Consider the following 22,142-nt stretch of genomic DNA (forward strand, 5'->3'; position numbering starts at 1 on the left):
TCACGGGCAGTTGATGATCTGGCCGGCGTAGGACAGGCCCCCGCCGAACGCGAAGAGCAGTACGGGCGAGCCCTTGCGGATCTCGCCCCGCTCGATGAGCTTGGACAGCGCCAGCGGAATGCTCGCGGCGGAGGTGTTGCCCGACTCGACGACGTCCTTGGCGATGACGGCGTTGACGGCGCCGATCTTGCGCGCCAGGGGCTCGATGATCCGCAGGTTGGCCTGGTGCAGGACGACCCCGCCCAGTTCCTCGGGCTTCACGCCCGCCCGCTCGCAGACCTGGAGGGCGACCTCCGGGAGCGTCGTGGTGGCCCAGCGGTAGACCGACTGCCCTTCCTGGGCGAAGGTGTTGGAGGGCGCCTCGATGCGTACGGCCCGGCCCATCTCGGGTGCGGAACCCCACACGACCGGGCTGATCTCCGGCTCCTCGGAGGCCACGACGACCGCCGCGCCCGCACCGTCGCCGACGAGCACGCAGGTGGTGCGGTCGGTCCAGTCGACGAAGTCGGTGAGCTTCTCCACGCCTATGACCAGGGCCTTCGTGGCGGAACCCGTCCGTATGCTCTGGTCGGCCAGCGCCATGGCGTGCGGGAACCCGGAACAGGCCGTGTTCACGTCGATGGCCGCGGGAGCCTGCGCCCCGACCGCGGCGGCCACCCGGGCCGCCGTGTTGGGCGAGCGGTCGAGCGCCGTGCAGGTGGCCACGATGACGAAGTCGATGTCGCCGCCGGTGAGTCCGGCGTTGGCCAGTGCGTGCTCGGCGGCCTTGGTGGCCAGGTCCGCGACGGACTCGTCCTCGGCCGCCACCCGGCGCGTCCGGATCCCGACCCTGCTCTGGATCCACTCGTCGTCGGTGTCGACCATCTGCTCGAGATCGGCATTGGTCAAGACTTTCGACGGCTGATAGTGCCCGAAGGACAGGACGCGCGACCCGACCATCAGTGTTCCTCCTCGCTCCGCTGGACCCCGATTTCGGATCCCGATTGACCGATGGTCAGACTATGCAGCGGCCCGGCCGGCCCGCTCCTGCGTACAGGCCGTTTTTCGCCGATGCCACGCATGGTTCAAGCCGATTCCGGCCCTTTGTATCCGTCGCGCATCCGTCGCACGTCCGCCGCGCATCGATTTGCGCTCGACCGCCGATCGGATCGCCCACCCGGCCCCGACGGCCGTGGCCGCGCCCGGGGCCTCCCGTATCGTTCCTTCCGGGTCGCCGACGGCGTGCGGATGCGCGCCGGAGCGGCGCTTCGCCCGGCCCGTACGAACAGGAGTCCCGCCCGTGCCCTCACCCGCCCCGGCACCGGAATCTCTGCCTCCGGTCCGCGTGCTGCTGGTCGAGGACGACGAGCTGATGCGCCGGTCCTTCACCGTCGCCCTCGAACGCTACGGCTACCGGGTCACGGCCGCGGCCGACGGACTGACCGGGCTGGAGTCCTTCCGCGACGGCGACGGCTTCGACCTGCTGATCCTGGACGTGATGCTGCCCGGTCTCGACGGGATCGGGCTCTGCCGCCGGGTCCGCGAAACCAGCCTGGTCCCCGTGCTGATGATGTCCGCCCGCGGCGACGGCCTCGATGTCGTCGCCGGTCTGGAGGCCGGGGCCGACGACTACGTGGTCAAGCCCGTGGACACCTACGTCCTCGTGGCCCGCATCCGCTCACTGCTGCGGAGGGCCTCCTACGCTCCCGCCCCCGGCGGCGAAGCGGCCGCCGGCCCCCAGGACGTACTGGCCTTCGGCGACCTGACCATCGACACCGCCGGGATGGAGGTGTTCGTCTCCGGAACCCCCGTGGCACTCACCCCCACCGAGCTGAAGCTGCTGCTGGAGTTCGCCGCCCACCCGGGCGTCGTGCTGGAACGACACACCCTGCTGCGCAACGTCTGGGAGTACGGCTGGGACGGCGACAGCCGTGTCGTGGACCTGGCCGTGCAACGGCTGCGCAAGAAGCTGGGCCGGGAGCGCATCGAGACGGTCCGCGGCTTCGGCTACAAGCTCAGGCGCTGAGGCCGGTGCACCCCCGGCACCGGCCGTGGCGGCCGGCCCGTATGCCCCTGCGCTGGAAGATCGCCGCTCTGGCGGCGGCCACGGCGTGCCTGGTCGCCCTGGCGGTGGGCGTCCTCGTCCACGTGTGGACCGCGATGGACGTCCGCGACCGGGCCGGGATGGAAGCCACCAACACCGTGTACTCCGCCATGGACGTCTACCGGCGCACCGGAACCCTGGCGGACGGCGCCGAGCTCGATCCGGCCGAACTGCCCACCGCCCTGCGCCACCCGGCGGGCGGCGAACGGCGGGTGGCCTACGACGGGCGCGTCGAGGGGAACCTCGGGCCGAGCGTCTGGGGCGCCCAGCGGGTCGGCGGACCGGGCAGCCCGGTGCTGGCCGTGCGGATCAACATGAGCCCGCAACTCCACGACCTGCGCCGCCTCGACGCGAGCGTGGCGGTGGCCTCCCTCGTCTCGCTCGCCGCTGCGCTGCCCCTGGCGGTCTACGGGGCCGGGCTGGTCGCCCGGCGGCTGCGCCGGGTCGCCGAGACCGCCGCCCGGATCTCCGCCGGGGACCTCGACGCCCGCACCGGCACCGCCCCGGGTCACGCCCGGGGCGGCGACGAGGTGACCGACATCGCCGCCACCGTCGACCTCATGGCCGACAGCCTCGGCCGACGGCTGCGCGTCGAGCGGCAGTTCACGGCGGACGTGGCCCACGAACTGCGCACCCCGGTCGGCGGTCTGCTGGCCGCCGCCGACCTGCTGCCGCCCGGCGAGACGGAGGACCTGCTCCGGGCCCGCGTACGGGACCTGCGCGGCCTGGTCGAGGACCTGCTGGAGATCTCCCGGCTGGACGCGGGCGCGGAGGCGCCGGTCCGCGCCCGGGTCCCGCTCGCCTCGGTGGTCGCCGAGGCGGTGGCCCGAACCGGTCTCGACGTGGAGGTCTGCGTCACCGAGCCGCCGGACGCACCGGACGGATCGGCCGCATCGGACGCATCGGCCGGGGAGACCGGCGACATCGTGGAGACCGATCCGCGCCGCCTGGAGCGGATCGTCGGCAACCTCGTCATCAACGCCCACCGGCACGGACGCAGCCCGGTACGGGTCACCGTCGAGGACCGGACCGTCGTCGTCCGCGACCACGGCCCCGGCTTCCCCGCCGACCTGCTGCTCGACGGCCCGCGCCGGTTCCGTACGGGCGCCGCGGAGCGGGGCGCGGGGCACGGCCTCGGCCTGACCATCGCCCTGGGCCAGGCCCGGGTGCTCGGCGCCGAACTGCGGCTGGACAACGCACCCGACGGCGGCGCGGTCGCCACTTTGCGGCTCCCGCGCTGACCGCCCCCGTACGACTCTGCCGCACAACGGCGCGGAAGCCGATACACGGCGGCCCCGGGCCCTGATACGTCCCCCCGACACCCTTCGGCGTGCACCCCTTTCCCGCCGCACCCGAAGTGGAGTCCCCCGTGACCGCCGACCCGTTCTCCTCCAGCCCGACGCCCGGTATCGCGGCCTCCACCACCGACCTGTCGAAGGTCTACGGCAGCGGCGACACCCGTGTGGTGGCCCTGGACCGCGTCAGCGTCTCCTTCCGGGAGGCCGAGTTCACCGCGATCATGGGCCCCTCCGGCTGCGGCAAATCCACCCTCATGCACTGCGCCGCGGGCCTCGACTCCGTCAGCTCCGGCTCCGTGCGCATCGGCACCACCGAGCTGGGCGGCCTGGACGACCGGCACCTCACCGAGCTGCGCCGGGACCGGATCGGCTTCATCTTCCAGGCGTTCAACCTGCTGCCCACCCTGACCGCGCTGGAGAACATCACCCTGCCGCTGTCCATCGCCGGCCGCCGCCCCGACCGGCAGTGGCTGGACCGCGTGGTGTCCATGGTCGGCCTCGCCCAGCGGCTGGACCACCGGCCCGGACAGCTCTCCGGCGGGCAGCAGCAGCGCGTCGCGGTGGCCCGGGCCCTGGCCACCCGGCCCGCGATCGTCTTCGGTGACGAGCCCACCGGCAACCTCGACTCCCGCGCCGGGGCCGAGGTCCTCGGATTCCTGCGCGACTCCGTGCGCGAGCTGGGCCGGACCGTGGTCATGGTGACCCACGACCCGGTCGCCGCCTCCTACGCGGACCGCGTCCTCTTCCTCGCCGACGGCCGGCTGGTCGACGAGATGGTGCGTCCCACCCCGGACCGGGTGCTGGACCGGATGAAGCAGTTCGACACCCGCGCCCGCACGAGCTGATCCTCCCTCCCCTTTCCCCTCCCCGTACCTGCCCCGCCCCCGCCCCCGCCCCGGAAGCCACTCATCCATGCTGAAAACAGCCCTGCGCAACGTCTTGGCGCACAAGGCCCGGCTGCTGATGACGGTGCTCGCCGTCACCCTCGGCGTCGCCTTCGTCTCCGGCACCCTCGTCTTCGCCGACTCCTCCACGGCGGCCCACCGGGCCGCCGTGTCGAAGGACTACGCCGACATCGCGGTCACCGTGACCCCGAAGAACCCCCCGCCCGGCGCGGCCGGATCCGCCGGATCCGCCGGGTCCGCCGGGTCCGCCGGGTCCGCCGGGGACGAGCCCGCCTCCGTGCTCGACGACGGACTCGCCCGCAAGCTGGCCGGGCTGCCGGGCGTCGCCGCCGTACGGCCGTCCGCGGACGGACTGGCCACCCTGAACGCCTCGGACGGCACCCCGCTGCGCACCGGCAGGGTCTGGGCGCACCGGGCGGCCGCCTACGTCCCCGGCGCAGACGGCACGGACAGCCGCCACCCGCTGACCGGTGGCCGCGCCCCCCGCGACGGCGAGGAGATCGCCGTGGACAGCGGCACCGCCGCCGCCGGCCGGTTGCGCATCGGCGAGCAGATCACCCTGGCCACGGACGGACCGGCCATGACCAAGCGGCTCGTCGGCATCGTCACCACCCGGGACACCCGGGTGACGGCGGGCGGCACCCTGGTCCTGTTCGACCGGGCCACCGCACAGCGGCTGTTCGCCTCCCCGGGCCGCTACACCTCCATCGACCTGTCCGCCGTACCCGGCACCGACACCGCCGAACTCGCCCGCCGGGTCACCGCCCTGCTCCCCGCCGACCGTGCCGAGGCCACCACCGGCACCGCCCAGGCCGCCCAGCAGGCCGTCCTCGTCGACACGCTCACCCGGGGCAACGAGAAGCTGTCGCTGGTCTTCGCCGGAGTCGCCCTCTTCATCGGATCGTTCCTGATCGTCAACACCTTCACCATGCTCGTCGCCCGGCGCACCCGCGAGATCGCCCTGCTGCGCGCGATCGGTGCCACGCGCCGCCAGGTCGTGCGCTCCCTCCTGTGGGAGGCCGTCCTCCTCGGCCTCGCCGCCTCGGTGCTCGGCTTCCTGCTGGGCCTCGCCATCGCCTCCGTACTGCCGGAGATCCTGAGCACCACCGGGGAGCCGCTGCCCCGCGGCCCCCTGGTGATCGGCCCGCTCCCCGTGGCGGCCGCGCTCTGCGTCGGGGTGGGTGTCACCGTGCTCGCCGCGTGGCTGCCGTCCCGCAAGGCGGCGCGGATCGCCCCGGTCGAGGCCCTGCGCACGGCCGAACAACCGCCCACCGCCACCGCGTCCCGGGTCCGCGGCGCGGCCGGCGCCCTGCTGCTCGCCCTCGGCGCCGGACTGCTGCTGTCGCTCGCCGGGGCGAAGGACGCCTCCGAGGAGAACCTGCGGAGCGCGATGTCCGGCTGCGCCCTGCTCGTGATCGCCATGATCGTGCTGGCGCCGCTGCTCGCCGTCCCCGTGATCCGGCTGAGCGGGCGGCTGACCGGCCGCCTCGGCACCGCCGGTCACCTCGCCCACCGCAACGCGCTGCGCGACCCGCGGCGGACCGCCGCCACCGCCTCTGCCCTGATGGTCAGCACGGCCCTGGTCGCCGGGCTCGCCGTCATCGGCCATTCCACCGGGCAGGCCCTCGACCGCCAGGCCGCGGCGGGCCTCAGCGCCGACTACGTGATCAGCACCCACACCTCGTCGGCCGGCATCGACCCGGCCGCCGTGCAGCGGGTGACCGCCACCCCGGGTGTACGGACGGCGACCGCGGTCACCGATTCCACCCTCTTCATCGGCGGTGGCGTCCGGCAGATCTCCGGGGTCGACCCGGCCGCCGCCCCGTCCGTCATGGAGCTGGACTTCGTCAGCGGCTCCCTGAAGGACCTCGGACCGGGCCGCATCGCCCTCTCCAGCACCCTCGCCCGCGCGAACGGCGTGCGCACCGGCGACCGGATCGACGCGCGGATCGGCGGCCCCGGCCAGGACCGCACCCCGTACACGGTCGTCGGCGTCTACGAGGACAACCCCACCGCCCGCGACGCGCTGGGCGCCCGCGCCGAGGTCCAGCGCCAGAGCCTCGACCCCGGCTCCGTCCAGCGCGTCCTCGTCCGCGCGGACGGCGGCGCCGACGCCGCCGCCACGAAGGACCGCCTGCGCACCGCCACGGGCAACAACCCGCTGCTGCAGGTCCAGGACCGGCGGGAACTCGTACAGGAGGCCGCCGGTTCCCTGAGCACCCTGCTGACCCTGACGTACGGTCTGCTCGCCATCGGTGGTGTGATCGCCGCCCTCGGCATCATGAACACCCTGGCCATGTCGGTGTCGGACCGCACCCGCGAGATCGGCGTCCTGCGCGCCATCGGCATGGACCGCGCGGGCGTCCGCCGGATGATCCGCCTCGAATCCCTGACCGTGGCCGCCTTCGGCACCCTGCTGGGCCTGGCGGCCGGCCTGTTCGGGGCCTGGACGGTCGGCGCCCTGACCAACGGCGCGCTGAAGGGCTACTCCCTGGCCCTGCCCTGGGACACGCTGCTCCTCGTCTGCGTGGTCTCCCTCGCCACGGGCGCGGTGGCGGCCGCCCTCCCGGCCCGCCACGCGTCGGGCCTGAGCCCCCTGGAGGCCGTCGCCGAACTGTAGGGGCCGGGCCGGTGCCCGGGGCACGGTCCGGTCGGCTCGTCCTCAGCTCTGCGGGTGCTGTCCCAGCGCGATGTCCGTGCCCTTGCCGCCCCATCCCTCGGGGGTTCGCCAGATGACGTGGACACCGAAGACGTCGCGGACGGTCTCCGCGGACCAGTCCTCGACCGGGGGTTCGGAGAGGACCAGGTAGAGGCCGTCGGCCCGCCTGGGCAGGGTGTGGTTGATCTCCAGCAGCCGGGTGGCTCCCGAGCGGAGGTCCGCGTACGCCGAGCGGCCGGCGCCCAACGCCTCGTAGAGGAAGAGCCCTTGGCCGGTGACGCAGCTGACGTCGACGACGGGCGAGTCGGTCGGCTGGAGATCGGCCCACAGCAGGTCCGACTTGAGGGCGTGGCGGACGGCCTCGTGCTTCTTGCACGTCCGGTCGGCTTCGGCCGACGCCTCCAGCGCGCGCAGGAAGCCTTCCTCGGTGGTCGAAGCCGGCGCGATCGTGTCCTGCGCGAGGGTCATCTGCTCTACGTCCTTCTGCTCGGGCTGCGGCGGGGCGGGGGCGGCGGCTTCGGTGGTGTTGGTGGTGTTGGTGGTGTCGTGATCGTCGTCGGGGCACGGCTTCGGGGCCTGTTCCGGTTCCGCGGCCGCGGCGAACCGGTCCTGGAGCGCCCGCCGCGCCTCGGCCAGGGTGTCCGTCCAGCCCGAGGCCGCCAGCTGCTCCCGGAGCCGGCCGGCGTCCAAGGTGCCTTCCTTGAGCGCGCGGTTGGCGCTCGCGGCGAGGTCGCGCAGGACGCCCAGCCCGTCCCTGTCCGGAGCGCCGAACAGGTGGAGCACATCGACCCAGTCGGCCTGGTCCCGGCGCAGGACGCGGTTGGCCATCCCCTGCAGCTCGGAGAGCCTGCCGCGGGCGTCGGGCACGTCCCCGTCGTTCCCGGTCAGCTCGCGGAGCACGTCCAGTGCGGCGATGTAGCGGACCGCCATCCTCGGCGAGACGGGCGACCGGCCCCGCTGGTCGGAGGTGAGGACGGTCTGGTTCGACTCGTTGGCGAACACCCAGCAGTCCAGCTTCTCACCGCGACGCGGGGGCGCGGATCCGTGGCGGACGGTGAGGACCAGGGGACGGTCGAGGCCGGGGGTGAGGGCCTTGACCTTGTAGCGGCCGCCGGGAGCCCGGTCCACGACCTCGACCCGCACGTCGGCCCCGATCCGGGGAAGCCGGGGCACGGCCGCCCCGGTCTCCGGCTCACCCCCGGTTTCCGGCCCACCCGCCGCGGTCTGGGGGGCCGGTGCTCCGGAAGCGTCCCCGGGGCGCGTGAGCACGTCCGGCAGCGGGGCGGTGTGCAGGACGGTCAGGCTCTGGGTGCTGCGGGTGAGGGCCACGTACAGCTGTCGCAGGCCCGCGGGACCGCGGTCGGCGATGGTGGCGGGCTCGATGACCAGGACGTGGTCGTACTCCATGCCCTTGGCCTGGGCGGCGGCCAGCACGGACACGGCGGCGCGGTGCCGGTCGCCGATGTCCCCGTCCTCGTCGACCCTGCGGCTGATCGCGTCGAGCCAGTCCGAGTCGTCGGGGACGATGACCGCCACCGAGCGCAGGGTGTTCCCGTCGCTGGTGCCCACGAGCCGTGCCACGTGGGCGACGGTGTCGTCGAGGAGCTTCCACGGCTCGGTCGCCACCGTCCGTACGGCGTTCTCGCCCGCCTCGCGCACGGCCTGCGGATAGGGCAGGGCCGGGGCGATCTCCCGGGCGAGCGGGGCGACGAACTCCATGATCTCGGCGGGTACGCGATAGCTGGTGTTGAGCTCGGCCACCCGCCAGTCCCCGTGGTCGGAGAGGACCGTGCCGAGGAGGTCCCAGCTCGCCGGGACGTGCGGACCCGTCGCCTGCGCGAGGTCGCCCAGGACGGTCATGGAGCCGCCCACGGCGCAGCGCCGCCGCAGGGCACGGGCCTGCATGGGCGTGAGGTCCTGTGCCTCGTCGGCGACGATGTGCCCGTAGCGGCTCGGGGTCTCCCCGCTGATGAGGAGCCGTAGCTCCTCGAGGCAGACGTGGTCGTCGAGGGTCCAGGGATCGGCGTCGGCGCTGGCGGCCCGGGGCCTCAGCAGGGCCGCCCGCTCCCCCGCGTCCAGGATCCCGTCGGAGCAGGCGTGCAGGAGGTCGGGCGAGTCGTAGAGGGTGCGCAGGGCCTCCCTGGCGCCCGGGGACGGCCAGACGCGTTCGATGAGGCGCTCGACCCGGCGGTTGCGCTCCAGGTCGCGGCGGATCGTACCGGTCTGCCCGCGCCGCGGGGCGATGTCGGAGAGCTCCTGCAGGAGACGGTCGACGAGCAGGCCGCGGAAGCGGTCGCGGCGCTCCCGGTAGGGGCTGTCGCCCTCGTGCGCCCGGTCGAGGAGGGCGAGGACCTCGGAGCGCGGTACGCGCAGGGTCGTGCTGCCGGCGGGGACGACGATGGCGGGCTCGTCGCCTTCGAAGGAGGGCGCGACGACGAGGTCGTCGAGTGCTCCGGGGCGGAAGTCGTGCTCCACGCGGCGGCGCAGGACGGCCGCCATGCGCTCGTCGGACTTCACCAGTCGCGCCTGCGGGGAGTCGGTGCCGAGCACCTCGCCGTCCCAGAGGCGGTTCAGCTGGACGGCGTTGACGTCCCGGGTGCCGAGCGTGGGCAGGACCTGGCCCACGTAGTCGAGGAACCGCTGGTGGGGGCCGATCACCAGGATGTCCTGGGCCTTGAAGTGGTCGTTGTTGACTAGCCAGGTCACGCGGTGGAGACCGACCGCGGACTTGCCGGTACCGGGACCGCCCTGCACGACGAGTATGTCGGAGGGAGAACCGGTGACCAGCTCCATCTGGTCACGGCGGATCGTCTCGACGATGTCGCGCATGCGGCCGCTGCGCGAGCGCTGGAGCTCGCGCAGCAGGAAGTCGTCCGGCTGGAGCTCCTTCGGGCGCCGGCGGCGTACGACGTCGCCCGGGGTCGGGGCCTGCCGCGCCCGCGGAACGGTCTCGGGACCGGTCGTGGGCGCGGTACCGGGAGCGGTCGCGGGTACGGGATCGGTCGCAGGTACGGGGGCAGGTACGGGGGCGGTCGCGGGAGCGGGTGCCGGTGCCCCGGCGGCGGCCGGCGCGGCGATGTCGTCGAAATAGCCCTTCACGATCCGCTGGACGCAGCGCAGCTGGCGCCGCAGCGTCACCTCACCGGGGCTCTCGGGCCGGGCGTCCAGCCACTTCCTCGCCAGGGGGCTGGTCCACTGCAGGACCACCGGCTCGTTCGAGGCGTCCCACACGACCCGCCGTCCGACGTACCAGGGGCGGGGTTCCTCGCCGGGCTCCTCCGGGGCGTCGACCCGGGCGAACACCAGGGCCTCGTCGCCGAGTCCGCCGTACGAGGCGGCGCGCGCCTCCGCGTCGATCCGGTTGGCGATCCCGTCCTTGCCGCTCGCCGAGGCCGTGGCCGCCGACGTGCCGCTCATCTCGGCGAGTCGCGCGGTGTAGCAGTCGTACGCGTGGTCGACGGCGCGCTGCTCGACGGCGAGGTCCTCGCTCCGCGTGGTGGTGCTCATGTACGTCCTCCCTGCGGTGCCGGAGGGACACCGCTACGGGCCTGCGCCCGTACCCCGCCGAAACAACTATCAGAGAGCGGGTGATGACGGACAGTCAGTACATGTGTTCTGGGTCCGGCCCTCAGTACCAGCGCACCGAGGGGGCGCGCAGCGCGAGCGCGGCGGCGTAGCCCTCGGGGGCCGGCAGGTCGGTGAGGGACCAGTGTGGGCGGACGGATTCGGCGGCCGGGCCCGTCCCCAGGTAGGTCAGGTGGCCGCCGTGCCCCAGACCCGCTCCGGTGCCCTTGAGATGGGCCTCCTTGCGCGTCCACAGGCGGGCGAACGCCGCGGGGCGGCCGGCCTCGGGGAGCGCGGCGAGTTCGGCGCTCTCGTCAGGATGGAAGAAGTCCCCGCTCTGCGCGACCACCCGCGGCTCCGGCAGGGCCTCCACGTCCACCCCGACCGGCGTGGACGCACAGGCCACGAAGACCGCGTCGCGGCTGTGCGACAGGGAGAAATGGGCGCGGCCGCCCACGAGGACCGGCCGGCCGTCCGGGCCGCCGCACTCGGGGCAGGCGTCGCGGGTCATCACCAGATCGCGCGGCGCGGTGTCGAGGAGGGCACCCAGCAGCAGCCTCAGCGCCACGTGCGCGACCAGGTAGGAGCCGCGGTCCTGGGGGCGCGCGAACCGGTCGGCGCGCCGGCGCTCGGCCGTGTCGAGCACCTCGGAGGCGAGGCGCTCCGCGAACGGGGCCTGCGCCGCGGCGTCCACGAACCGCACCAGCGCCTCACCGCGAGCGGGCGGCCGCTGCGCCCCGACCGGCAGGTCGAGCCGCAGCACGGCGGAGTCGAGGCCGGCGGGTGTGGTCATCAGGAAATCCTATCCAACGGCCTTTTCGGCGCGGGGCGGTGAGGAGCGGTTCGGGGCGCGGGCGCCAGGACACCCCGGCACCCCGGCACCCCGGCACCCCGGCACCCCGGCACCCCGGCACCCCGGCACCCGCGCTGCCCCTGCCGCGTGGTCAGGCCGCGTATTCGGGGACCCGCTGGTCGTGGTCGGCGGCCGCGGTGTCCTCGGCGGAGTCGTAGCCGACGAAGTAGGCGGGCCGGGCCTGGACGGCCGAGTAGATCCGGCCTATGTACTCGCCGAGCAGGCCGACGCAGACGAGCTGCACACCGCCGAGGAAGACCATCCCGATGAACAGCGACGCCCAGCCGGGCACGGTCGCACCCAGCGCGTACTGGACGGTGGTGTAGATCCCCAGCCCGAAGCAGATCAGGAAGCTCAGCAGACCGAGCCAGGTGGCCAGCCGCAGCGGGCTCGCGGAGAAGTTCGTGATGCTGTCCAGCGCCAGACGGACCATCTTGGACAGCGGGTAGTGCGTGCTGCCCGCGACCCGCTCCTCACGGACATAGACCACCTCGCCGCTGCTGAAACCGAGCCACGGCACCAGCAGCCGGTAGACCGGCTGGTGCTCGGGCAGCGACTTCAGCGCGTCGACCGCCGCCCGGCTGAGCAGACGGAAGTCACCCGCCTGGTTCGGCATGTTCTTGCCGACCAGCTTGCGCATCAGCCAGTAGTACGCACCCGCCGTGCGCCGCTTGAAGAAGGTGTCGGTACCCCGGTCCCCGCGCACCCCGTAGACGATGTCCAGACCCTTGTCACGGGCCAGCTCGTACATCTCGACGATCTTCTCCGGCGGGTCCTGGAGATCCGCGTCGATACTGACCACGTAATCGCCCAGCGCCCGGTGGATACCCGCGGTCAGCGCGGCCTGGTGCCCGGAGTTGCGGGCGAAACGCACGATGCGCAGCTCGGGCCAGTCCTGCCGGATCTTCTGCATGATCACCGGAGTCGCGTCCGTGGAACCGTCGTCGATCCCCACGACCTCGTACCCGATCCCCATGCCGTCCAGGATCGGACGCAGGCGCGCCACCGTCAGCGGCAGCGCCTCCTGCTCGTTGTAGATCGGGATCACCACGGACAGCACGGGTACCTGCCGATCGGCCGCGTCACGTGCCGGGGCTGCTGCGTTCTGCATTGTTGGTCGCCTGTCTTCAATCTTCGGGAGTGAAAGTCGAGAGGTGTCTGTGGAGCGCACCGCCGGGGCGGGGGTCCGCCCGGTGGAGGCCTCGGTGTCCCTACGCCACCGGGACGGCGGGCCGAGCGTCAGCGGTGGTGGGTTCGGGCGTGTCCGCTGCGGAGGACTCGTCCCTGCGGCGGAACTCCGTGACGGTGACGGCCACCAGGTGGCCGACGGCCACTGCCATCACACCGGTGTAGATGGCCATGTTGGGCATGGCGTTCAGCTTTTGGTCGGTGATGTATTGCATGTAGGAGCCGAACGAGGCGATCTGAACCAGCACCGGCAGCGGCCAGAGCCGCTTGGGCAGGTAGAACGCCGCGATCACGCTGAGCACGTCTCCGACGTAGAAGTAGCGCTCGTGCATCGACGGCAGCAGGAACGGCACGAGCATGGCCGAGACGGTGGCCATCAGCACGATGTGCGTCGAGGTGATCTCGCTGTCGCGCCCGCCGAACCGCAGGGACGTGCGGCCGACGCGCGAGAAGACGACCAGCGCGGTCAGCACGAGCAGGACCAGCCCGGTCCCGAGGATGCCCGCCGAGCGGATGGCGTCGTCGTGTCCGCCCACGGTGAGGAACTGGTACACGGACGGCGCGTTCATGGTGAGGTGCTGGTAAGTGCCGGTCTGCCGCGCGTAGATGGTCAGCAGCTTCACCGGGTCGGCGCCGATCAGGAGCGCGGGCACGTCGAGGGCCAGGAAGACGGCCGGGAAGGCCAGGAGCGCCTTGAGGGGCAACCGCCGGACGAGGAGCAGGACGAACAGGAACGGGAAGACGAAGACGGCCTGCAGTTTGAAAGCGAGCGCCAGCCCGAAGAAGGTGCAGGCCCACCAGGGACGGTGGCGCAGCACGAAGTAGATCCCGCCGACGATGAACGCGGTGAAGATCGAGTCGGCCTGGCCCCACCAGCCGCTGTTCGCCGTCACCGTCGGCAGGAACAGGACGACGCCGCCCGCGGCGAGCGGCAGAGCCGGCCGGCCGGGGTGCCGCAGGGCGGTGATCCTGAACGCGAAGAACGCCAGGAGCAGGTCGAATCCGGTCGAGATCGCCTTGATCCCTGCGAGCGGCGAGATCGGCAGGTACGTCAGCAGCGCCAGGAAGTAGAGGTACGGGGCGTTGTAGTCGGAGAACCCGGTGTCCTTGAGGGCGCGGAAGCCGCCGTTGTCGGCGATGTGCTGGTACCAGGGCTTCAGGAACAGCACGTAGTCGATGGACTGCTCGCGCAGCAGCGAGAGCCGCAGGGCTATCGCTGCGACGACGATGACGGCTGCGATGGCGAAAGTGCTGCCGGGCCGCCCGAGGCGGCCGGTCGACTCCGCTCCGGACACGCTTGAACGAAGACCGGCAGCTATTCGTGGCATTTCAGACCTTTACGGCGCTAAGCGAATGGACCTTTGAGGTGACGAACAAATGTAGCCCGGCCCGCCACCAGTATGCCGTCCCCCTGCTGCGCCACACGGCCCTGAGCGGCCCCGCATCCACCACCCACGGGCGGCCGCACACCCACCGACTTCCAGCCAATCACCGGGCGGGATCCGCACCGGAAATACCCGGCGCTTTTACCCGGACTGGAAATCCCGCGCCGCGACCGAACACCACCGAGCGCATCGCCGTAATAGGAAACACAGGAAGCCGGAGGTTCGGCGCCGGAGCCGAACGAAAGGGCCGTGCCGTCGGGGCTCGCCGCCGCCGCCCCGGGCCTCACCGCGCCGCCGCAAGATCACATCCTCTCAATCGGACAGCACCCTGCGGCCCCCACCCGCTACACTGACGCCGGTGCGCAGCCCTGGCCGTGCACCGCGCCTTCGTAGCTCAGGGGATAGAGCACGGCTCTCCTAAAGCCGGTGTCGCAGGTTCGAATCCTGCCGAGGGCACGGACGAGGCCCCGCGGTCGATATCGATCGCGGGGCCTCTCGCGTTGTGGTTACATGGCGCACGTGTCGCGTGACGCCGCCTACTGAGATGTGGGCCGGGCGGTGGTTGGGCAGGCACCTGTTGGTGAAGGACCGGGCCCATGGGCATGTACGCCACCGGCTACGGGTGATGTCTCTCGGTTGTTCCGCTGCTCTCGCACGCACACACACCGTGAGGAAATCCACACTCCGTGTCATCGTTCAATCGCACCGTCATCGAAGAGTTCAGGGCGAACGCCGGCCGCGTCGGCGGGCCCTTCGAAGGTTCCGAGCTGATCCTGCTCACCACCACCGGCGCCAGGTCCGGGAAGCCGCACACCGTTCCGCTCGGGTTCGCCCGCGCGGACGGCGGCGAGGAGCTGTTCGTCGTGGCGTCCGCCGCCGGGGCCGACCGGCATCCCGCCTGGTACCACAATCTGCTCGCGCGGCCCCTCGTGGAGGTCGAGACCGGGACGCAGACCTACGAGGCCGTCGCCGTCCCCGCCCAAGGGGCGCGGCGGGACGAGCTGTTCGCGCGGATCGTCCGCGCGAAGCCCGGGTACGGGGAGTACCAGGCCCGCACCCGGCGGGTGATCCCCGTCGTCGCGCTCCAGCGCACGCACGAGGCCCCGGCCGGGGAGGGCGGGATCGCCGGGAAGCTGCTGGACGTGCACGGCTGGCTGCGGCGGCAGCTGGCGCTCGTACGGGAACTCGCGCGCGAGGAGCCGCAGGGCGCCGGGGCGGCCTCGCTCGGGCTGCAACTGCGCCAGCACTGCCTCGCGTTCTGCCACTCGCTGGAGTTCCACCACCGCAGCGAGGACGCCGGCCTCTTCCCGTACCTGGAGCAACAGCATCCGCACATGCGGGAGTTCTTCCGCCGGATTGCCGACGAGCACCGTGCCGTCGCGCGGCTCCAGGAGGAGCTGGTGCGCGCCCTGGACGCGCCCGGCCCCGGGTTCAGCGAGCGGGTGGAACGGATGAGCCGGGAGCTGGAAGCTCATCTCGACGGCGAGGAAGCGCAGTTGCTGCCGGTCCTGCGGGCCCTGGAAGCGTGACGCGGGCCTCGGCGCCGCCCGCCTCCCGGTTGCGGAAGGTGAGGGCGGCGCCGAGGACCCGGGCCTGGCCGGCCGCGATGGTCAGGCCCAGCCCGTGGCCCTTGCTCGTGCCATCCGTACGGAACCGCTGCGGTCCGGTGGCCAGCACGTACTCCGGATAGCCGGGGCCCGAGTCCGTCACGGTCAGGGTCCGGCCGTCGACGGTGAGCGTGACCGGGGCCGCGCCGTGGCTGTGCGCGTTGGCCACGAGGTTGCCCAGGATCCGCTCCAGGCGCCGCCGGTCCGTTTCCACCCGCAGGGCTCCGCGCGGGCCGCGTTCCCCGCGGACCTCCAGGGCCGTGTCGGTGCCCGAGGCGCGGATCGCGCGCGCCGCCAGGTCGGCGAGGTCGTACGAGTCCAGCTCCAGGCGTTCACCGCGGGTCTCCAGCCGGGAGATCTCCAGCAGGTCCTCGGTCAGCGAGCGCATCGCCCGCACCCGGTCCCGTACGAGCTCGGCCGGGCGGCCCGGCGGCAGGAGCTCGGCGGCCGCGTTCAGCCCGGTCAGCGGGGTGCGGAGCTCGTGGGCGACGTCCGCCGTGAACCGCTGTTCCGCCTCCAGCTTGCCCTGCAGCGACGCGGCCATGGTGTCCAGGGCCCGGGAGACCGCCGCCACCTCGTCCTTGCTGCCCGTCCTGTCGTCGACGCGCGCGTCGAGGTCACCGGTGCTGATCCGGCGGGCCACCTGAGCGGTCAGGTGCAGCCGCCGGGTGATCCGGGTGACGACGAGCGCGCCGATGAGGAGGGTGCCCCCGATGGCGAGCGCCGAGGAGCCGAGGATCGCCCGGTCCAGTTCCGCGATGGTCCGCTCGCTGGCGCGGAAGTCCACGGAGACGGCGATCACGCTGCCGTGGGCGGCGGGCCCGGCCGCCCACATCACGGGCCGCTTCCGGTACCGGCCCACGGCCGTGCCGCGCCTGCCGCCGGCCGCCAGGGCGCGCAGCTCCGGGGGCAGGCCCGCCGGGTCGACGCCCTCGCCGCGCGGCATGCGCCCGCCGGTCTCGTAGGTCTCGATGGAGCGGTCCAGCCGGGTGAGCGCCTTCTCGCGGGCCGCACCCACGGTCTGGCGGGTCATGGCGCCGTGCACGAGGCAGCCCAGCAGTGCCGCGAGTCCGCAGCACATGAGGGTGATGAAGACCGTGGCCTTCCAGGTCAGGGTCGAGGTCCAGGCGGGCAGCCGCGGGCGCGGCCGCAGCCGCTCGCCGCGCTGCGTGTCGTTCATGGTCACGTCACGGTAATGCGCGAGCCCCGGAGGGTGAGCGGCGGTATCCGGCCGGATCGCACCGGCCGAGGCCGAATAGCGACGGATCGCGGCGCGGGGCCGGGTGCGCGGGCGCACGAAGCCCTTCCGGCCCGGGCCGGAAGGGCTGTGCCATCACGGTCAGCTCAGTCCGCTGCTGCGTTCGCCGATACGGTCGCCCTGCGGAGTGCCGGCCCGCTTGAGCGCGGCCTTCGTGTGCAGTCCGCCCTTGACCTTGCTCCGTACCGGACCACTGAAGCCGTGTCCCGGGGCGCGCGGCGGTTGCGCCTGCTCCTGCGCCCTCGCGATGGCCGCCCTGACATCCCGCTTCTGCTCTTTGTTCATCCCGTCGTCAACTCCTTCGGGAAGCACCCAATCGGACTACTGGGATCGTATGCACATATACGGACCAACGCACCCGGACCGATGGGCAAAGAATTCCGATCAAGGGCCTCGATCAGGGACGCGGCGGAGCAGGACGCTTCGGCTGGCCCAGCGTCTGGTGCACCAGGTCCTCCGGGCAGGGCGTCCCCCGCGGCAGCTGGTACTTCGCCGCCACCCGGTACTCCCCCGGCGCCGGTGCCAGCAGCTCCGTCCACACGTCCCCGGTCTCGTCCGGAGCGGCCTTGAAGAGGCAGCCGGCCGTGTTCGCGTACTGCTTGCGCAGCGCGCCGCCGTCCCCGCTCCCGCCCCGCGCCTTGGAGGCGAAGGTCTCCTGCGGCGGCGGTACGGGCTTGCCCGCCGCGTCCACCAGTCCCAGCCACGGCGAGTGCGGGATCCGCACCAGGACCCGTCCGGGCTGCTTCACGTCGACGACCAGCTGGTCGGCGCTCGCCCGCACCACGGTCGCCGGCCCGGCCACCAGGTCGGTGGGGCCGTCGACCTTGAAGAGCTGCCAGTTCGCGTCGCCCCACACCTGCTGGAGGTACGGGAGCCCGCCGCGCACCAGCTTCGCCTCGTCCTCCCCGCCCGAGTCGGGTTTGTCGGCGGGCAGCACCACATAGTGCACGGCCCAGCGCTCCAGCCAGGCCCGGTAGCTGTCGGCGGTGAGGGTGTCGTCGTAGAAGAGCGGGTTGCGCTCCAGGTCCGCCTGCCGGTTCCAGCCGCGCGCGAGGTTCACGTACGAGGGGAAGGCGGAGGACTCGCGGTGGCTGCTGGCCGGGACCACCTCGACCCGGCCCCGGTCGGCGCCCGCCTTCTGGAGCTGGTCGACGAGCGGGGCCAGCTCCCGGCTCCAGGCGGCCAGCGGGGTGGTGCGGACGATGTCGGTGACGCTGTTGGTGGTGATCCAGGCGTTCAGCCCGACGAAGGCCAGCAGGACCGCGTACCAGCGCCGCGAGCGCGGCAGCTCGTACGGGAGGGCGGCGAGCAGCGCGACCCCGCCGAACAGCATCACCATGCGGGTGACGTTCGAGCCGACCTGGGAGTCGATCACCCAGGTCAGGAAGACCCCGAGGGCGTAGACGGCCGAGGCGATCCGGACGGTCTTCCACCGCCTCGGTACGAGGAACACGATCAGCAGCCCGAACACGAACGGCAGCCCCGCCGAGCCGATCTTCATCGGCTGGGTCCCCGAGAACGGGAACAGCCACGCCGACAGCCCCACCACGGCCACCGGGGCCAGGCCCAGCGCGTACGCGCCCGGGCGCCGCCCGCTCAGGAACAGCGCGGCCGCGATCACCCCGAGGAAGAGTCCGGCGACGGGGCTGGCGGCGGTCGCGAGGCCGGCCAGCGGGGCCGCCGCCGCGGCCTTGGCCCAGCGCCGCTCCGCCCATTTGCGGGGCCAGCAGAAGACGGCGGCCACGGCGCCGAGCGCGAACATCACGCCGAGGCCGAAGGTGACGCGGCCCGAGAGGGCGTTGCAGAGCAGCCCGTAGACCCCGGCCAGCGCGGGCCACAGGGGCTCGCGCACGGCCCCGCGGCAGCGGGTCAGGATCAGCGCGAGCAGCCCCGCCGAGACGGTGCCGGCGATCATCATCGTGGTCCGGACACCGAGCATGTGCATGAGGTACGGCGAGACCACGCTGTACGAGACGGGGTGCATGCCGCCGTACCAGGCGAGGTTGTACGCCGAGTCGGGGTGGCGGCCGACGAACTCGGCCCAGGCGTCCTGCGCGGCCAGGTCGCCGCCGCTGTTGGCGAAGCTGAAGAACCAGACGACGTGCAGCAGCCCGGCGAGGACGGTGGCGACGACCACCGGGTGGCGCCGGGCCCCGTCGAGCACGGCACCGAGCGGGCCGCGGGGCGGCCGTATGCCTGCGGGCGCGGAAGGCCCGGCAGGCGTGGCGATCGTGGCGGAGGCGGCGGGCGTGACGGTCGCGGCGGGTGGGGCGGACGCGGCGGGCGAGGCGGACGCGGACACCCCGGAAGCAGCGCCGTCGGCCGACGGGGCGGCCTCCTGGCGCCGGCCCTGCTGCTCAGCGGTGGTCACTGCCGCACTCCCCAACCCATGAGTCCACGAACTTCCCGGGGGCCAAGACGTGGCCCGGCGCCCCGGGGTTGCCCGGGGCGCCGGATCCACGCTCTCACCGTCTGTCAGCCGACGCGCGTCAGCTTGCTGCCGATCCCCGGCGATGCGAGGTCGGACTTCAGCGCCACCGGCACCTTGACCTGGCTGGCGCCCTCGCCGACGGTCAGCACGCCGACCTCGGTACCGGCCGTCGCGGTCTGCGGCAGCTTGCCACCGCCGTCCGCGAGCTTGATGTCCACGGTCAGCGAGGCCCAGCCGACCGCCTGCACGTCGGCGGTGGCCACGACCGGGGTCCGGCCGCCGAGCCCGTCGTCGACGTAGCCGACGACCTGGCCCTTCTTCACGACGGGCGCGGCTTCGAGGGCCTTCTGGGTGGCGAGCATCAGGTCCTTGCTCGCGGCGAGCACGGTGTCGATGATCGACGGCTTGTGCTGGCCGAGGACGGCTCCGACGATCAGCTGGTTGGTGTTGCCGACCTTCTTCTGGGCGGCGAAGAGGAGGTTTCCGCCGGCCTTGGTCGTCGTACCGGTCTTGATGCCGAGTGCGCCGGTGGGTCCGGTGAGGCCGTTCCAGTTCCGCCAGCTCTTGCCGGACGGGTCGACCCAGTTCGGCTTCTTGGTGATGTCGAGCAGCGTCTCGATCTCCACCAGCTTCAGGCCCAGCTTGACCTGGTCCTCGGCGGTGCTGACCGTGGTCGCGTCCAGACCCGAGGGGTCCGTGTACGTGGTGTTGGTCATGCCGAGTTCCTTGGCGGTGTCGTTCATCTTCTTGACGAACGCCTCCTGCGACCCGGAGTCCCAGCGCGCGAGGAGCCGCGCGATGTTGTTGGCCGACGGGATCATCAGGGCGGCGATCGCGTCGTACTCCGAGATCTTGTCGCCCTCCTTGACCGTGTCGAGGGTGGACTCGTTGTCGGTCGAGTTGTTCTTCTTGCCCTCGGTCTCGGCCGTCTTGTCGACGTCGATCATCTGACCCTGCTCACCCTTCTTGATGGGGTGGTCGCGCAGGATGATGTACGCCGTCATCGACTTGGTGACGCTCGCGATCGGCACCGGCTTCTGCTCGCCGGACTGGCCGAGCGTGCCGAGACCGGCGGCCGCCATGTACGCCTGCCCCTCGGTGGGCCACGGCAGCTGGGGCTTGGCGCCGTCGAAGGTGTACGAGGACTTCCCGGTCATGACGAGCTTCGGCTCGGGCAGCGGGCGCACCAGCTGTACGACGGCCAGGATGACCACCAGGAGTGCGACGAGCGGCGCGTAGATCTTGACCCGCCGGATGGCGGTGCGCAGCGGGCTCGGCGGCGGGGGCGGGTTGTTCGTGAGGTCCGCGAGCATGTCGAGCGGCGGCTTGGGCGGCAGCGGCTGCTGCGTGGTCCGCTCGGAGTGGTCGAGCCGCGCGGCGGCGGGCGGAGCCGGGAGCTTCGGCCGCTGCCTGGCCGGGGGCGCGGACGCGGGCGCGATGCCTTCCGGGCGCAGCGGCACGAAGGTGCTGCCCTTGGGCGGCTCGGCGGCGGTCTCGGAGGGCTTGGCCTCGGCGGGCTTGGCCTCGGTCGGCTTGGAGGCAGGCTTGGCCTCGGCGGGCTTGGCCTCGGTCGGCTTGGAGGCAGGCTTGGCCTCGGCCGGCTTGGCCAGGTTCAGCCCGGCGGCGGGCTTGGCGGGGGCCGGCTTCGAGGCCTCCGGCTCGGCCGCGTCCACCTTCGGGACCCGGAAGACGGCGGTGCGCTCGCTGTCCGCGGGCTGCTCGGGCTCCTTGGGCTTCGCCGTCTCGGCCGCGGGCTTCGGCTCGGCGGCCGGAGCGGAAGCGGGCTTGACGGCCCGGAAGACGGTGGTGCGCTCGTTGTCCGCGGGCTCCTCTGCCTTCGACGCCTCGGCCGCGGGCTTCGGCTCAGCGGGAGCAGCGGAAGCGGAAGCGGGCTTCACGGCCCGGAACACCGCGGTGCGCTCGTTGTCCGCGGGCTTCGACGGCTCCGCGGCCGGGGCCGAAGCGGAATCGGCCTTGAAGGCGCGGAAGACGGCGGTCCGCGCGCTGTCCGCAGGCTCCTCGGCCTTCGGCGGCGCGGCCGCGGGCTTCGGCTTGGCGGGCTCGAAGGCGCGGAAGACGGCGGTGCGCTCGCCGTCCGCGGGCTTCTCGGCCTTCGACGGCCCGGCCTCGGGCTCCGGCTCGGCAGGCGCAGCCGAGACGCCGGAAGCGGAATCGGATTCCGGCGCTTCGGTACGGGCATCCGGCGTGCCGGACCCGTCAGCGTCGGACTCGTCCGCGCTCTCCTCGTCGTCCACCGAAACGGAATCCTCGGCTTCGCCCGCTGCGGCGTCGTCATCGGCGTCGTCGGCGGAGGCGACCCATGCCGCCACCGCATCCCGCAGCGGATCCCGCCCACCGGCCCCGGCGGGGGACTCGGCGCCGGATTCGGCATCGGCACCGGCCCGCAGGGGCTCACGCCCAGCGGAATCCCCGGCCGGGGAATCCACTCCGGACTCGGCATCGACATCGACGTCGGCAGCGGCCCGCAGCAGGTCCCGCCCGCCGTCGGCCGGGGACTCGGCGTCGGCATCGGCGTGGCCACCGGCAGCAGCAGCGGCCCGCGACGACTCACGTCCTCGGCCCCCGGCCGGGGACTCGGCATCGGCATCGGCCGGGGACTCGCCATCGGCATCGGCGTCGGCACCGGCGTCGGCCCGCAGCGACTCGCGCCCTCCGTCCCCGGCCGGGGACTCGGCATCGGCCTGGACGTCGATGTCGACAGCGGCACCGCCGCCGGTCTCGCCGGCACCCGCGGTCGCGCCGCCCTCAGGATCGCGCGGCCGGAACACGGACAGCCTCGGATCACGCTCCGCGGACGACTCCGCCGCCCCCGGCGCTCCTTCATCTACCGACTTGTCGGGGGACTCGCCCGCCACCGTTCCTCCTCCATCGCCGCCACGTCCGGCTGTCC

Annotated in this window: 14 protein-coding genes and 1 tRNA gene; 6 read left to right on the forward strand and 9 right to left on the reverse strand. The window is 73.0% G+C overall.

The window, feature by feature from the left end; all coding sequences use genetic code 11:
* Positions 1-939 (reverse strand): beta-ketoacyl-ACP synthase III, encoded by a 939-nt coding sequence (locus ACXNSR_RS16470; protein WP_458642760.1) that lies wholly within the window; start codon positions 937-939, stop codon positions 1-3.
* Positions 940-1,279: 340 nt separating this feature from the next.
* Here ACXNSR_RS16470 and cseB point away from each other — a divergent pair, with 340 nt between their 5' ends.
* The 4 genes from cseB (at position 1,280) to ACXNSR_RS16490 (ending at position 6,906) form a co-directional block, all read left to right on the forward strand.
* Positions 1,280-2,005 carry a two-component system response regulator CseB gene (gene cseB, locus ACXNSR_RS16475; RefSeq protein ID WP_458642761.1) on the forward strand — a complete coding sequence of 242 codons (726 nt, stop codon included), beginning with the start codon at positions 1,280-1,282 and terminating at the stop codon, positions 2,003-2,005.
* A gap of 41 nt (positions 2,006-2,046) precedes the next feature.
* Entirely contained in the window at positions 2,047-3,324 is a 1,278-nt protein-coding gene (locus ACXNSR_RS16480; RefSeq protein ID WP_458642762.1) for a sensor histidine kinase, read from the forward strand.
* A 167-nt stretch (positions 3,325-3,491) separates the two neighbouring features.
* Entirely contained in the window at positions 3,492-4,226 is a 735-nt protein-coding gene (locus tag ACXNSR_RS16485; RefSeq protein ID WP_458643320.1) for an ABC transporter ATP-binding protein, read from the forward strand.
* A 67-nt stretch (positions 4,227-4,293) separates the two neighbouring features.
* Complete coding sequence (locus ACXNSR_RS16490) at positions 4,294-6,906, forward strand: ABC transporter permease (RefSeq protein WP_458642763.1); 2,613 nt, start codon at positions 4,294-4,296, stop codon at positions 6,904-6,906.
* 42 nt (positions 6,907-6,948) lie between these two features.
* Here the strand turns inward: ACXNSR_RS16490 and ACXNSR_RS16495 are convergent, their stop codons facing one another.
* The 4 genes from ACXNSR_RS16495 to ACXNSR_RS16510 form a co-directional block, all read right to left on the reverse strand.
* On the reverse strand, positions 6,949-10,452 hold the full coding sequence (locus ACXNSR_RS16495) for a HelD family protein (RefSeq protein ID WP_458642764.1): 3,504 nt from the start codon (positions 10,450-10,452) through the stop codon (positions 6,949-6,951).
* A gap of 121 nt (positions 10,453-10,573) precedes the next feature.
* Positions 10,574-11,302, reverse strand: a complete 729-nt coding sequence (locus ACXNSR_RS16500; protein ID WP_458642765.1) for a 4'-phosphopantetheinyl transferase family protein — start codon at positions 11,300-11,302, stop codon at positions 10,574-10,576.
* Between the two features lie 151 nt (positions 11,303-11,453).
* Positions 11,454-12,473: a glycosyltransferase family 2 protein gene (locus ACXNSR_RS16505; RefSeq protein ID WP_458638661.1), complete on the reverse strand. Its 1,020-nt coding sequence runs from the start codon at positions 12,471-12,473 to the stop codon at positions 11,454-11,456.
* A gap of 100 nt (positions 12,474-12,573) precedes the next feature.
* Positions 12,574-13,845, reverse strand: coding sequence for a glycosyltransferase 87 family protein (locus tag ACXNSR_RS16510; RefSeq protein ID WP_458642766.1), 1,272 nt, complete (start codon positions 13,843-13,845; stop codon positions 12,574-12,576).
* Positions 13,846-14,318: 473 nt separating this feature from the next.
* On the opposite strand from ACXNSR_RS16510, the gene ACXNSR_RS16515 reads away from it, so the two are divergent.
* Positions 14,319-14,391, forward strand: a tRNA-Arg gene (locus ACXNSR_RS16515).
* 230 nt (positions 14,392-14,621) lie between these two features.
* On the forward strand, positions 14,622-15,464 hold the full coding sequence (locus tag ACXNSR_RS16520) for a nitroreductase/quinone reductase family protein (protein WP_458642767.1): 843 nt from the start codon (positions 14,622-14,624) through the stop codon (positions 15,462-15,464).
* Here the strand turns inward: ACXNSR_RS16520 and ACXNSR_RS16525 are convergent.
* The 4 genes from ACXNSR_RS16525 to ACXNSR_RS16540 all read right to left on the reverse strand — a co-directional run bounded on the left by ACXNSR_RS16525 (position 15,367) and on the right by ACXNSR_RS16540 (position 22,107).
* A complete protein-coding gene (locus tag ACXNSR_RS16525) occupies positions 15,367-16,722 on the reverse strand; it encodes an ATP-binding protein (RefSeq protein WP_458642768.1) in 1,356 nt (451 codons plus the stop codon). The genes ACXNSR_RS16520 and ACXNSR_RS16525 overlap by 98 nt on opposite strands.
* A 159-nt stretch (positions 16,723-16,881) precedes the next feature.
* On the reverse strand, positions 16,882-17,085 hold the full coding sequence (locus ACXNSR_RS16530; RefSeq protein WP_266595461.1) for a hypothetical protein: 204 nt from the start codon (positions 17,083-17,085) through the stop codon (positions 16,882-16,884).
* Positions 17,086-17,197: 112 nt separating this feature from the next.
* The gene (locus tag ACXNSR_RS16535) at positions 17,198-19,171 is read right to left on the reverse strand and encodes an MFS transporter (RefSeq protein WP_458642769.1); all 1,974 of its coding nucleotides are present in this window, start codon (positions 19,169-19,171) and stop codon (positions 17,198-17,200) included.
* 104 nt (positions 19,172-19,275) lie between these two features.
* Positions 19,276-22,107 (reverse strand): D-alanyl-D-alanine carboxypeptidase family protein, encoded by a 2,832-nt coding sequence (locus ACXNSR_RS16540; protein WP_458642770.1) that lies wholly within the window; start codon positions 22,105-22,107, stop codon positions 19,276-19,278.
* Between the last annotated feature and the right edge of the window lie 35 nt (positions 22,108-22,142).

Source organism: Streptomyces sp. NC-S4, from assembly GCF_054353315.1.

Coding starts and splice junctions, on each gene's coding strand:
- ACXNSR_RS16470 (WP_458642760.1), bottom strand. CDS start 939: ATGGTCGGGTCGCGCGTCCTGTCCTTCGGGCACTATCAGCCGTCGAAA.
- ACXNSR_RS16480 (WP_458642762.1), top strand. CDS start 2,047: ATGCCCCTGCGCTGGAAGATCGCCGCTCTGGCGGCGGCCACGGCGTGC.
- ACXNSR_RS16490 (WP_458642763.1), top strand. CDS start 4,294: ATGCTGAAAACAGCCCTGCGCAACGTCTTGGCGCACAAGGCCCGGCTG.
- ACXNSR_RS16495 (WP_458642764.1), bottom strand. CDS start 10,452: ATGAGCACCACCACGCGGAGCGAGGACCTCGCCGTCGAGCAGCGCGCC.
- ACXNSR_RS16500 (WP_458642765.1), bottom strand. CDS start 11,302: ATGACCACACCCGCCGGCCTCGACTCCGCCGTGCTGCGGCTCGACCTG.
- ACXNSR_RS16505 (WP_458638661.1), bottom strand. CDS start 12,473: ATGCAGAACGCAGCAGCCCCGGCACGTGACGCGGCCGATCGGCAGGTA.
- ACXNSR_RS16525 (WP_458642768.1), bottom strand. CDS start 16,722: ATGAACGACACGCAGCGCGGCGAGCGGCTGCGGCCGCGCCCGCGGCTG.
- ACXNSR_RS16530 (WP_266595461.1), bottom strand. CDS start 17,085: ATGAACAAAGAGCAGAAGCGGGATGTCAGGGCGGCCATCGCGAGGGCG.